Source organism: Tissierella sp. (genome assembly GCF_052089545.1).
Classification (GTDB): Bacteria; Bacillota; Clostridia; order Tissierellales; family Tissierellaceae; genus Tissierella_A.
This window is the reverse complement of the sequence record NZ_JBQDAA010000047.1, coordinates 1-13,802: the sequence shown is the minus strand read 5'-3', so window position 1 is coordinate 13,802 and position 13,802 is coordinate 1. Positions and strand designations below refer to the sequence as shown.

12 protein-coding genes are annotated in these 13,802 nt (G+C 28.6%); all 12 read left to right on the top strand.

What is annotated here, in order from left to right:
- Window positions 1–301 precede the first annotated feature (301 nt).
- The 12 genes from ACTHW2_RS05315 (at window position 302) to greA (ACTHW2_RS05260) (ending at window position 13,470) form a co-directional block, all read left to right on the top strand.
- Window positions 302–652, top strand: a complete 351-nt coding sequence (locus ACTHW2_RS05315; RefSeq protein WP_442262900.1) for an FtsB family cell division protein — start codon at window positions 302–304, stop codon at window positions 650–652.
- A gap of 61 nt (window positions 653–713) precedes the next feature.
- Window positions 714–1,115: a S1 RNA-binding domain-containing protein gene (locus ACTHW2_RS05310; RefSeq protein WP_442262898.1), complete on the top strand. Its 402-nt coding sequence runs from the start codon at window positions 714–716 to the stop codon at window positions 1,113–1,115.
- A 288-nt stretch (window positions 1,116–1,403) separates the two neighbouring features.
- Complete coding sequence (spoIIE, locus tag ACTHW2_RS05305; RefSeq protein ID WP_442262896.1) at window positions 1,404–3,725, top strand: stage II sporulation protein E; 2,322 nt, start codon at window positions 1,404–1,406, stop codon at window positions 3,723–3,725.
- A 105-nt stretch (window positions 3,726–3,830) separates the two neighbouring features.
- Window positions 3,831–5,237 (top strand): tRNA lysidine(34) synthetase TilS, encoded by a 1,407-nt coding sequence (gene tilS / locus ACTHW2_RS05300; protein WP_442262894.1) that lies wholly within the window; start codon window positions 3,831–3,833, stop codon window positions 5,235–5,237.
- Complete coding sequence (gene hpt, locus ACTHW2_RS05295) at window positions 5,238–5,789, top strand: hypoxanthine phosphoribosyltransferase (protein ID WP_442262893.1); 552 nt, start codon at window positions 5,238–5,240, stop codon at window positions 5,787–5,789.
- Between the two features lie 62 nt (window positions 5,790–5,851).
- Window positions 5,852–7,849, top strand: coding sequence for an ATP-dependent zinc metalloprotease FtsH (gene ftsH, locus ACTHW2_RS05290; protein ID WP_442262891.1), 1,998 nt, complete (start codon window positions 5,852–5,854; stop codon window positions 7,847–7,849).
- Between the two features lie 114 nt (window positions 7,850–7,963).
- Window positions 7,964–8,737 (top strand): type III pantothenate kinase, encoded by a 774-nt coding sequence (locus ACTHW2_RS05285; protein WP_442262902.1) that lies wholly within the window; start codon window positions 7,964–7,966, stop codon window positions 8,735–8,737.
- 39 nt (window positions 8,738–8,776) lie between these two features.
- The gene (gene dusB, locus ACTHW2_RS05280) at window positions 8,777–9,745 is read left to right on the top strand and encodes a tRNA dihydrouridine synthase DusB (protein WP_442262889.1); all 969 of its coding nucleotides are present in this window, start codon (window positions 8,777–8,779) and stop codon (window positions 9,743–9,745) included.
- Window positions 9,746–10,015: 270 nt separating this feature from the next.
- Window positions 10,016–10,732 carry a hypothetical protein gene (locus ACTHW2_RS05275; protein ID WP_442262887.1) on the top strand — a complete coding sequence of 239 codons (717 nt, stop codon included), beginning with the start codon at window positions 10,016–10,018 and terminating at the stop codon, window positions 10,730–10,732.
- Between the two features lie 168 nt (window positions 10,733–10,900).
- Window positions 10,901–11,377 (top strand): transcription elongation factor GreA, encoded by a 477-nt coding sequence (gene greA / locus ACTHW2_RS05270; RefSeq protein WP_442262885.1) that lies wholly within the window; start codon window positions 10,901–10,903, stop codon window positions 11,375–11,377.
- A gap of 23 nt (window positions 11,378–11,400) precedes the next feature.
- Window positions 11,401–12,879, top strand: a complete 1,479-nt coding sequence (gene lysS / locus ACTHW2_RS05265; RefSeq protein ID WP_442262883.1) for a lysine--tRNA ligase — start codon at window positions 11,401–11,403, stop codon at window positions 12,877–12,879.
- A gap of 174 nt (window positions 12,880–13,053) precedes the next feature.
- Window positions 13,054–13,470 carry a transcription elongation factor GreA gene (greA, locus tag ACTHW2_RS05260; protein ID WP_442262882.1) on the top strand — a complete coding sequence of 139 codons (417 nt, stop codon included), beginning with the start codon at window positions 13,054–13,056 and terminating at the stop codon, window positions 13,468–13,470.
- Window positions 13,471–13,802 lie beyond the last annotated feature (332 nt).

Here is a 13,802-nt window from a genome sequence, read left to right as displayed (position 1 = left end):
ATTTAGAGGCTTTGTTTTTATAGGCTTTTTTATAGGTGGAATTTTTTATATCAAAATATTATCATATTTTATTTTTCCTATATTATTTAAAGGTTTTAAGTTGATATTATTTCTAATTAATGAGATAATTATAATAATATCCTATCCTTTCAAAAAGATAAGAGGGTTATTTAAAAAAGGGATAAATAAAAACAAAAAAATACTATCTATATTTATAAAAGAAACTAGGAAATATGTAAAGATAATGAAAAGAAAAAAATAAGATTGATTTTATTAGATTAATAAAACTGGTGGGGAAACTATGAATAATAAAAATAAAAAAAACAGAAAAAACAAACAAAAATTTAGGATAAAGCTTCGCCATATCGTTACTTTGTTTGTATTTATATATATTATAAGCATAGTTATAAATCAAAATAAGCTTAAAAAAGAATTGACTTTGAAAGAAGAAGCTATAGAAAATGATATAGAAAATCTTCAAGAAGACATAGGAGACTTAAATGAAGAGATAGAAAAAAGAGGAACTATTGAATTTTTAGAAAATACAGCCAGAGAAGAACTGGGAATGGTAAAACCTAATGAAATAATATATATTGATAAGGGAAAATTTAAAAACTCTATATTTAACTTTTTTGACAAGTATAATGATTGACATATAGTCATTTCTAATATATACTAAGATTGAAAATATTTTAAGGAGGAATTATTTATATATGCCTGTATCTGTTGGAGAAATAATTGAAGGTACTGTCACTGGAATAACGAACTTTGGTGCATTTGTTCAGTTACCAGGAGGAAAAAATGGTCTAGTTCATATTTCAGAAATATCTCATGATTATGTAGAGAAAGTGAGCGATTACTTAAAACGAAACGAAAAAATCAAAGTTAAAGTTTTATCGATAACTGATGATGGGAAAATTAGTCTTTCTATAAGAAAAGCAAAACCAAAGACTAAAAAACCTATAGAAATAGATTGGGATAAGCAAGAAGACTCTCAAAAGCATATGTCATTTGAAGATAAATTAAATGACTTTTTAAAAGATAGTAATGATAAAATGGATCAATTAAAATCAAGAGACCCTAAAAGAAGCAATATGAAATCAAGAAGAGACTAAAAATAGCTTAAAAAAAACAAAAAATCAAATTAATTTGATTTTTTGTTTTTTTTATTTGTCATAAAATTACATTTAAAGGTTAAAAGATACTTAAAGGCTGTAAAGCGCATAAAATAGATATTAGAAACTTAAGGTAATAGATTTTTACTTTAAGTTTTATTTTTAAAGATAATTTAAAAACATGAAAAATTTAGTAATTTCATAAAAAATAGCCAACTTATATTGACAAAATACTAATTCTATCTTTGATACTATATACCTAAGAATAAATTGCGAGGAGTGGTATAAATGATAAAGATGGAATCTGCCATAAACAAAAAGAAAGAATTTGAAATTGGCTTAAACGACTTTATATTAATTTTTATCGGATTTTTTATAAGTAGGGTAAGTATATTAGATGAAATGACACCTTTTGGTATTGCATTTTTAGGAACATATCTTCTAATGAAAAAAGAAAATCTAGCTTTACTATTAAGTGTAATATTAGGGATCTTTACAATTCATGGTTTTGAAGGTAGTTCATATTATATAATAGTATTGACAAGTTATTTGATATTTACTAAAGCTTTAAAAGATAATAACCATACTATCTTAAAGTCCTCCTTTATAATGGGGATAATATTTTTAACAATAAAAACTGCTACAAGCTTAATATTTGATGAAATATTATTATATAACTTATTTATAATTGGATTTGAAAGTGTTTTAGTATTTACTTTGACTTATATATTTTCATTTAGTTTACCAATAGAAAAGATATCAAAAGAAAAGATAAATAAAGAAAAACTAATATGCACATTTATAACACTGGGATTAGTCCTATCAGGTTTTAATAATATAAGTTTATTAAACATTTCCATAAAAAATGTTTTAAGTATAATAGTAATAATATATTTTAGCTACTATAGTGGAATTATGATGGGAGTTTCAAGTGCTGTTGCAATAGGAATGATAGTATATATACAAAGTACAGAGATGCCCTTTATAATATCTCTGCTTGCTGTAGGAGCTTTATTATCTGGATTGTTTAGAGAATTAGGTAGAGCTGGTTCAATACTCGGTTTTATACTTGGAAATGGAATAATAAGTTTTTATATAAATTCTTTAGGGACAAGCTTTTTAGATTATAGGGAAATATTCTTTGCGTCTATTATATTTTTAATCGGGTCTAGGTTTTTAAATATAGATTTAGGGGAATATTTAGTAGAAACAAATAGTGTAGATGAACATTATCAGGATAAAAAGAGTGAATTAGCCCTTAAAAAGATAAGTGAAATGGAAAATCTATTTAAAACTTTAGGTGAAATTTTAAATAGATCTATAGATGAAGAATTAAAGTATCCTTCTATGGAGGTATATAACTTAATAGATGATATTTCCAAAAATACATGTGAGGGCTGTGAGGGTATTGAAAAATGTTGGGGCTCAGAATATTATAATACATATCATAATATTTTAAACCTAGCAAATAAAATAGGAAATGACGAAGATATAGAAACGGTTTTATCGCGTATAGATTGGTGCGATAAAAAAGATGAATTGACAGAAAATGTTTTAGAAATTTATTTATATTTTGAAGAAAGTAATAGTTTCAATATAAAACTTTTAGAGAATAGAAAGCTTTTAGCAGAGCAAATGGAAAACATGAGTAAAGTAATAAATGAGATGGGAGAAAATCTTTATTTGAATTCTATATTTAATGATGAGTTAGAAGAAATATTGATGAAGGAATTAAAGAACAAAAAAATGAATGTAAATGACTTATCTGTAGTAGAATTAAATAAAGATGATATAGAGGTAATAATTAATGCAGATACAAATATAGAATCTTTGGATGAAATAGAAAAGGTTCGAAAAGAAGTTTCTAAACATTTAGGATACCCCCTTGGTATTGACTACACTTTGGGTAATTCGATAGATAATAGAAGAACATATAGATTAGTAAGGGAAAAAAGATTTAACTGTATGACAAATGTGAATAAGATATCTAACTCTGAAGAAAAGATATGTGGAGATAGCTATACATTCGGAGAAAGAGAAAACACTCACTTTACAGCTATAAGTGACGGTATGGGCATAGGTAAAAAAGCTTATAAAGAAAGTAGTGTAGCTATAGAACTCTTAGAAAAACTTATGGATATTAATATGGATAAAAACCTTATTATAAAAACTTTAAATTCAGTTCTGAGAGTAAAGTCTACAGATGAAATATTTACAACTTTAGATTTAAGCTTTATAGATCTTTATACTGGAAAGCTTAAAATGATTAAAAATGGATGTCCTGCTACTTTTATAAAAAGAGGAAAAGAAGTCAAAGTAGTAAACTCTACATCCTTACCTATAGGGATGTTAGAGGATGTAGATTTGAATATATATGAAGAAGAATTAGAAGATGGAGATATTGTAATTATGATGAGTGATGGTCTATTAGAAAGCAACAGAAAAGATAAAGACTTAGAAAAATGGATGTGTAATATAATAGGTGGAATTGATTCATTAAATCCTAAAACTATAATAGATGAAGTAGTTAATATATCTCAATTAGTAGGAAGAGATAATCCTCAAGATGATATGACTATTATAGCAACAAAAATCTGGAATAAAATATAGGGAAGGATTCTTCCCTATATTTTATTTTAATAGATTTGACTTTTTTTGATAAAAAGTATACTTTATACTTATAAGATGAATAAAAAGGCCAAAGTGGTGATAGATTTGGAAGAAAAAGTATTGAATACAATATGTAAATATAATATGATAGACAAAGGAGATAATATAGTTCTTGGTTTATCAGGTGGACATGATTCTATAGTTTTGCTTCATATGCTCTTGTATGCTCAAAAAAAGCTTTCTTTTAATCTGATATTAGCACATGTAAATCATGGAGTTAGAGGAGAAGATGCATTAAGGGATGAAATGTTTGTAAGAAATTTGTCTAAAAGACTAGATTTACAATATTTTTCTACAAAAGTTGATATGATAGGAGTTGCAAAAGAAAAAAACATATCGGAAGAAGAAGCTGGTAGAGAACTCAGATATGATTTCTTTAGGAGTATAATAAAAAAACTAGGTAAAGGTAAGATTGCAGTAGCACACAATAGGAAAGATCAAGCAGAGACATTAATTATGAGAATTATGCGAGGAACTGGGATCGATGGTCTTAAAGGTATGGATTTTAAAATAGGGGATATTATAAGACCTATTTTAGATATAGATAGATGGGAAATTGAAAAATACATAGAAGACAACAACATTGAAACAGTACTTGATAGGACAAATTTAGAAACTATATATACTAGAAATAAAGTAAGGTTAGAACTGATACCATATATAGAAAAAAACTTTAATCCAAATATAATAGATACACTTTTTAGACTTTCAGAAAATGCAAAACTTGATAGTGAATTTTTAGAAAAATATACTAATGATAGATATGAGAGTTCTCTTAAAAGAAGAACGGATAAATCTAAGGTATTTGATTACAATATATTTAAGGATGAAGAATTAAGTATCAAAAAGAGAATTATTAGAAAATCAATAGAGAATTTGAACAATAGCTTACAAGGCATAGAACATATACATATCTCATCTGTAATCGAATTATTCAGTAGAAAAGAAACAGGTAAAATGATAAATTTACCTAATGATATTGTAGCTAGAATAAGTTATGATGATCTGATAATAGAAAAAAACAAGGAAAATGAATTTAATTCTTTTAATTCTTTAGAAAAGAACTTAATAATCGGAGAAAATATTTTAAAAGAGCATAATGTGGAGTTGACATTAGAAGTTTTTAATAAAAAAGATATTGTACTAGAAAGACAGTCTAAAAATGTAAAATATTTTGATTATGATAAGATAATAGATGGTATTTTCATAAGAAAGAGAAAACCAGGAGATAGATTTGTTCCATTTGGTATGAAAGGCAGTAAGAAACTAAAAGACTATTTTATAGATGAAAAGGTTCCAAGACAATTAAGGGAGAAGATTCCTTTACTTGTAGATGGAAAAAACATAATTTGGGTAATAGGTTATAGGACAAATGAAATCTACAAAGTAGATGAGAATACAAAGACTATATTGAAGATAAAATATAAAAACAAAGAAACGTGGGAGGACTAAATGAAAAATGATATTAAAAAAGTGCTTATTTCAGAAGACGATATTTTAAATAGAGTAAAAGAATTAGGTGCTGAAATAACTAATGATTATAAAGGGAAAGATTTGATAGTAGTAGGAATTTTAAAAGGTGCTGCAGTTTTTATGGCAGAGCTTTGCAAAAGAATAGACCTTCCTATAAACATGGATTTTATGAGTGTTTCTAGTTATGGTAAGTCGTCCAAATCTACTGGAGAAGTTAAAATAATAAAAGATTTAGACGCTTCGGTAGAGGGTAAAGATATACTTATAGTAGAAGATATTATAGATACAGGACTTACTCTTTCTTATCTTACAGATAATTTAAAAAAACGTGGTGCAAATAGTGTAAAGATAGTAACGCTACTTGATAAGCCAAATAGAAAAAATTTAGAAGTAAAGGTTGACTATCTAGGGTTTGAAGTTCCTAAAGAATTTATAGTAGGATTTGGTTTAGACTATGCTGAAGTCTATAGAAACTTACCTTATATAGCTGCTTTGAAAGAAGAAGTGTATAGTAATATAGAGATTGAATAAGTAAATTCTATATGATATAATTAAAAAATATCAACTACCCATATAGGGAGGGAGGACTTGGATTGAAGAGATTTTTTAGGGGGATAAGTGTTTATTTGCTTATATTAATCCTTATTATTTTTGGTGTAAGAATTATGCAACAAGATGTAGAGGAACCAAAAGAACTAGATGTAACTGAACTTGTAAATAACCTAGAGTCAGATAAAGTAGAAAGTATGTCGATAGAAGGAAGAGAAGTAGGAACAGTAGAAGGACAGCTAAAAGATGGTACTAAGTTTACTAGTATTGTACCAGAGGACTTTAGAGAAGATTTTTACAAAGATTATTTAAAAGAAAAAGTAGAGAATGAAGAAATAAGGTATTCTGGTAAAGAGGTACCAAAAGACCCTTGGTATATTAGCTTTTTACCTACGCTATTACTTCTTTTTGCCTTTGGAATATTTTGGTTTGTCTTTATGCAACAGTCGCAAGGAGGCGGCAGTGGCGGGAAAATGATGAGCTTTGGTAAAAGTAAAGCTAAGATGCACAAGGAAGAAGAAGGTAGTCTTATCGATTTTAACGATGTAGCAGGTCTTGAAGAAGAAAAAGAAGAGTTAAAAGAAATAGTTGACTTCTTGAAGGGACCTAAAAAATATGTTGAAATTGGAGCGAGAATTCCTAAAGGTGTATTACTTATAGGACCTCCAGGTACAGGAAAAACATATCTTAGTAAAGCGGTAGCCGGAGAAGCTAAAGTGCCATTTTTCACTATATCAGGTTCTGATTTTGTGGAGATGTTTGTAGGTGTAGGAGCAAGTAGGGTTAGAGACTTGTTTGAGCAAGCAAAGAAAAATGCGCCTTGTATAATATTTATAGATGAGATTGATGCGGTAGGTAGAAAAAGAGGAGCAGGTATGGGTGGAGGCCATGATGAAAGGGAACAAACCTTAAATCAGCTTCTAGTAGAGATGGATGGATTTGGAGAAAATGAAGGAATTATCCTAATGGCTGCAACTAATAGACCTGATATACTTGATCCAGCATTACTTAGACCGGGAAGATTTGATAGACAAATATTTGTAGGTTTACCAGATGTAAGAGGTAGAGAAGCTATACTAGAAGTTCATAGTAAGGATAAACCATTTGATGAAAATGTAGAACTTGGTGTTGTAGCTAGAAGAACACCTGGCTTTACTCCAGCAGATTTGGAAAACTTACTAAATGAAGCAGCACTTCTATCAGCTAGAGCTAACTTAAAGACTATACCAATGAATTTAGTTGAAGAAGCTTCTATAAAAGTTCAAGCTGGTCCTGAGAAAAAGAGTAAAGTTGTAACTGAAAAAGAGAGAAGACTTACAGCTTATCATGAAGCAGGTCATGCTGTAGTTTCTAGACTGTTACCAAATACAGATCCAGTTCATATGATAACTATAATTCCCAGAGGTAGAGCAGGAGGATTTACTGCATATATACCTGAAGATGATGTAAATTATATGACGAAAAAACAGATGGAAGATTCCTTAGTAAGCTTATTAGGTGGTAGAGTTAGTGAAGCCTTAGTATTAGAAGATATAAGTACTGGTGCACAAAATGATATTGAGAGAGCTACTAAGATTGCTAGACAAATGATAACTCAGTATGGAATGAATGATAAACTTGGACCTATGACTTATGGCTCAGACCAAGAAGAAGTATTCTTAGGACGAGATTATGGAAGAGGTCAAGACTATTCTGAAGAGGTAGCAGCAACTATCGATCAGGAAATGAGAAAACTAATAGACACAGCTTATAATAAAGCAGAAAGATTGTTAGAGGAAAATATGGCAATATTAGAAAGAGTTTCTCAAGCTCTTCTTGAAAAGGAAACTATAGATGCTAGAGAATTCGAAGAATTGTTCTTGGGTAGACCTTTAGAACCAGGTGAGTTTGCTAAAGAGTATAGCAAAACAAAAGAATATTATCACAAGGATGAGATTGAAAAGGCTAGTGAGGATTCCATAGAAGCAAAAGAAGGATTTAAAGAAGAAGATATTGCTAAAACTGAAGAAAACGAAGAAATAGATTTCAAAGACGAAGAATAAATAAAAAGGGCCAGGAGAAATCCTGCCTTTTTTTAATCATTTTATAAACTATTATTTTCAATATACAAAAGTGGAGGTATTACTTTGGAAGATAAAAAGCCAGACGTAAAGGATATGCTGCTAGTTATAGATGTAGGAAACACAAATATAGTTTTTGGAGTTTATAAGGGTAAAGAACTCCTATATAATTGGAGAATTTCAAGTAATAAAGATAGAACTTCAGATGAATATGGACTTTTATTTGATCAAATTTTTAAATTTAATGGTTTGAAGGTTGAAAATGTAAAAGATATAATCATATCCTCAGTAGTTCCTCCACTTATGCATACTATGCCTACTATGAGTAGAAGATACTTTAATATAGAACCACTAGTAGTAGGACCAGAAATAAAAACAGGGATAGATATTAAATATGATAACCCTAAAGAGGTTGGAGCAGACAGAATAGTAAATGCTATATCAGGATATGAAAAATATGGTGGACCACTTATAATTGTAGATTCAGGAACAGCAATAACATTTGATGCTGTAGGTAAAGATGGAAGTTATCTTGGCGGAGTCATAACACCAGGTATAAAAATATCTTCTGAAGCTCTATTTTTAAGAACGGCAAAACTTCCAAAAGTTGAAATAGCAAAACCTGAAAAAGTAATTGGTAAAAATACAATAAATAGTATACAGTCTGGTTTAGTTTATGGATACATTGGGATGATAGACCACATTATAAAAAATATAATAAAAGAAATGGGATATAAAGAAGATAAGGTAAACATAATAGCTACAGGTGGATTTTCAAATTTAGTTTCTAGTGAAAGCAAATATATAGATGTAATAGATAGTTTGTTAACTTTAGAAGGACTTAGAATTATATATGAAAGGAACAGGTAAGTAGTTTAGATTACTTACCTATAGTCTGGAGTGATAAAGATGAAGATAAGAGATATAGAAATAGACAAAACTGTTCTTTCGCCAATGGCTGGTGTAACAGATCTTTCCTATAGAACTATTTGTAAGGAAATGGGAGTCGGGCTTGTAGTGACAGAGATGGTAAGCGCTAAAGGATTATACTATAAAGATGAAGCTACTAAAAGACTTACTAAAATAAAAGAAAAGGAAAGACCAGTATCTTTACAAATTTTTGGTTCAGATGCAGAGATCATAAGCCAAGTAATATCTAAGGATTTAAATGAAAGAAATGAAGTTGATATAATAGATATAAATATGGGGTGCCCTGCTCCTAAAATTGTTAAAAATGGTGATGGGTCAGCTCTTATGAAAAATCCTAAATTAGTATCTGAAATTTTAAGCACATCTGTGAAAGTTTCTAAAAAGCCTATAACTGTGAAAATAAGATCAGGTTGGGATAGTGACAACATAAATGCAGTTAAAATATCCAAGATAGCAGAGGAGTGTGGAGTAGAAGCTATAACGGTACATGGTAGAACTAGAGAGATGTTTTATACAGGGAGTGCAGATTGGGATATAATAGGAGAAATAAAGAATAGATTAAGAATACCAGTAATAGGAAATGGTGATGTTTTCAAATCCTCTGATGCCATAAAGCTTATGGATTATACAGGATGTGATGCTGTAGCTATAGGAAGAGGAGCTATGGGGAATCCGTTGTTATTTAAAGGCATAAACAACTTGCTTAACGGTAAAGAGGATTATATCCCTACATATGATGAAATCTTAACTATAATACTTTATCATATGAATTTATCTTGCCAATTAAAAGGTGAAAAAACAGCTATAAAAGAAATGAGGAAACATATATCGTGGTATTTAAAGGGATTTAGGAACTCTAATGAAGTAAAAAACTTGATAAATAGAATGGAAGATAAAAAAGATATAGAAAAAACCTTAAGAGATTATTTTAATGATTTACAAGGTTAGGATTTATGAATATAAAGAGATAATTTAACATATAATTGTAAAACAATAAGAAGTGGAGGTGAAATTATCTCTTTATTATATGTAATAAGTAATAATAAATATAAGGAATATTTAAGGACTGATAAATTAAAATATATTTTCTCTATTTTTACTCCTACATTTCATAGGAAAATTCTTGATTATATAATTATAAAGGAAGAAGTAAAAGGAGATTTAGTAGGAATAAATCTAAAGGAAATAGATTACAAGAATAAAGATGTCCTACAGAAAATGATAGACAATATAAATAAAATAAAAAATGATAATCATAAATATATTTTTTTAGAGGAACTTATAGGTAATAGTCTAGATATTGAAGATGAAATTGAAAGAAAAACAGGTTTATGTTTTCCTGATGGAAAAGTTCTAAAAATATATAATATAAAAATAATTTTAGAAAAGATGTTAGAGTTTAGGAAAAATTTAAGAGAAGAAGAGATTTTAATTATTTGTAAGGATGAAAATCTAACATATGAAATAATAAGACTTCTACATGAAAGTTTTTCATTTATTTCAATACTTGAAAAAATAAGGCTTGAAAACATAAAATGTGAGGATCTTATATGCGAAAATATATTAAAAGATATGGGCCTATCTATATTTAGGCAAAAAGACCTAAGTAAATCCATAAAGAAATATGGTATTATAATAAATATGGAAAAAGATATATATATAGATAAGAATAATATTAAAAAAGAAGCTATAATACTTGACTATAGTAATGGTCATATATTTAGACATACTAAAAACAATGTACTTATAGAAGATATAACAATAAATAGTAGATATAAAGAAAACAGCTTAATTTTTGGAGAATTGATATCTTCTTTACATGAAAAGTTAAATGAATCTAGTAGGGAAAGCTTTCATAGAATATATAGTAGAGGAAAACTTAAAACATTAGAAGAGTTAATAAATCGGGCAAATAGCTTAAAAGGAAGTATATAAAAAAGGCTATACTTGATATAATTACCTTGACATATGCTCGTGGCTTGTTTATAATATTTTCCATATAAGATTTAAGAACTTATAATTCAAAAGGGAAGATAAAAGATAATTTGTAAAAAAAGGAATGGATAATCTTAAGTATTTATAATAGAAAGGGAGAGAGAGTTAATGACAGAAAAAAATGTCTTTTTAACTAAAGAAGGTTTAAATAAATTAGAAGAGGAATTAGATGAATTAAAATCAGTAAGACGAAGAGAGATAGCAGCTAGAATAAAGGTAGCTCTAAGTTTTGGAGATATAAGTGAAAACTCAGAATATGATCAAGCTAAAAATGAACAGGCTCAATTAGAGGAAAAGATTGTAAAGATTGAAACTACACTTAGAAATGCAAAGATAATAGATGAAGATGAAATAACTACTGATATAGTTAGTGTAGGGTCTAAGGTATCAGTAAAAGATTTAGAATATGATGAAGAAATGGAATATATAATTGTAGGTTCAGCAGAAGCTGATCCTTATGAAGGTAAAATATCAAATGAATCTCCTTTAGGCAGTGCTCTAATAGGTGGTAAAAAAGACGATATAGTTAAAGTTAATGTTCCAGACGGAATTATAGAATATGAAATCTTAGATATTAGTAGATAAAAGTTAACCAAGGAGGAAGTTTGATGTCTGAAGATACTAAAGATTTAAATGAAATGCTTTTAAATAGGAGAGAAAAACTAAATACTTTGATGGAAAAAGGAAAGAATCCATTTTTAATAGAAAAGTTTGATTCTACTCATTATAGTGAAGAGATAAAAGAAAACTTTGAAGAATTTGAAGAAAAAGAAGTATCTATAGCAGGAAGAATAATGTCAAGACGGGGTCATGGTAAAGTAAGTTTTATAGATATTCAAGACAGTAAAGGTAGAATACAGATATTTGCCAGATTTAACAATCTTGGAGAAGAAACTTATAAAGACTTAGAGTTATTTGATTTGGGAGACATTATAGGTGTAAAAGGTGAGGTTTTTAAAACTAAAATGGGTGAAATATCCATTAGGGCTAGTGAAATAACTCTCATGAGCAAATCACTTCAAATACTTCCTGAAAAATTTCACGGTTTAAAAGATCAAGATTTAAGATATAGACAAAGATATGTAGATTTGATAGTAAATCCTGAAGTGAAAGAAACCTTTATATTAAGATCTAAAATGTTAAAAGCAGTTAGAGAATATTTAGATGAGAGAGATTTTCTAGAAGTAGAGACTCCTATACTTAGTACAGTGGCAGGTGGGGCTAATGCTAGACCTTTTATAACCCATCATAATACCTTGGATTTAGATATGTATATGAGAATTGCTAACGAACTATATTTAAAAAGACTTATAGTTGGAGGCTTTGATAAGGTTTATGAAATGGGAAGAATGTTTAGAAATGAAGGAATGAGCCCTAAACATAATCCAGAATTTACTAATATAGAATTATATGAAGCATATGCTGACTATGAAGATATGATGACTTTAACAGAAGAGTTAATAGCATATGTGGCAGAGAAAACACTTGGAACTACAAAGATAAATTATCAAGGTGTAGATCTTGATTTAACACCTCCATGGAGAAGAATCGATATGGCTGATGCTGTTAAAGAATATGTAGGAGTAGATTTTTCTGAAATAAATACGGATGAAGAAGCTAGAAATATTGCTAAAGCAAAAGGTATTGAAGTAAAGAAAGGTATGACACGTGGACATATTATATCTGAAATGTTTGAAGAGTTTTGTGAAGTACACTTAGTACAACCTACATTTGTAACAGGTCATCCAGTAGAAGTATCACCTTTAGCCAAGAGAAATCCTGAAGATCCTAGAAAAACTAATAGATTTGAAGCATTTATAAATACTTGGGAAATAGCTAATGCCTTTTCTGAATTAAATGATCCTATAGATCAAAGACAAAGGTTTGAAGACCAAGTTAAACAAAAAGAATCAGGAGATCATGAAGCGCATCCTATGGATGATGACTTTATAAATGCTATAGAAGTAGGACTTCCTCCAACGGGAGGACTTGGGATAGGTATAGATAGGATGATTATAATTCTTACAAATCAACCAAGTATAAGGGATGTACTACTTTTCCCAACTATGAAACCTATAGAATCTTAAATTGAAATAGAAAAACATATAAAATTAGTCCGTTAACGGACTAATTTTTCTATTTATATATTAAAAGCAATTATAAGTAATAAATATTAAACATCATACACTTATATATAATGAACAAAATATATATGCTTACTTAAGATAATATAATTAAATGTTGAGAGGATGAAAAGTTTTATGACGAAAAAGAAAGTCTTTTTAACAGAAGAGGGCTTAAGGGAAGTAGAAAAAGATTTAGATAATTTAAGGTCAGTAAAAAGAAGAGAGGTCGCTTCCAATATACAATCGGCTTTATGCTGTGGAGACATTGATGAAAATGCTGAATATGATAGAGTAAAAAGCGAACAGGCTCAATTGGAAGAAAAGATATCAAAACTTGAATCAGTACTTGACAATGCAGTATTAATAGATAAGAATAAGAGAAATGGTGAAGTAGTTAGTATAGGATCTAAAGTGTTAGTTAAGGACTTAGAATATGATGAAGCTATGGAATATATAATTGTAGGTTCGGTAGAGGGTGACCCTTTCCAAGGTAAAATATCTAACGAATCTCCATTAGGAAAAGCTTTATTAGGAGTTAAAAAGGAGATATAGTTAAGGTGAGTATAGAAGGTCAAATTATACAATATAAGGTTTTAAATATAAGAGGATAGAATTTATTAAAAAGAAAGTTCTACACAATGTCATAGAAAAGATATCAAATTAAAAGGCTGTATTTTACTAGCTATAATATAAGAATATAAATAATTCATTAAAAAAAGATTAAAAACTATTGACAAGCTATGTAGATTCATGTTATATTATTATTTCACCACTTAGAGATTCATATGAGTGCTGAAAGAAAACAAGAAAAAAGATTTAAAAAGATTTTAAAAAACTATTGACATTTCTTTTAAAAGAGTGTAAGATAGTAAGAGTCGGTTAAG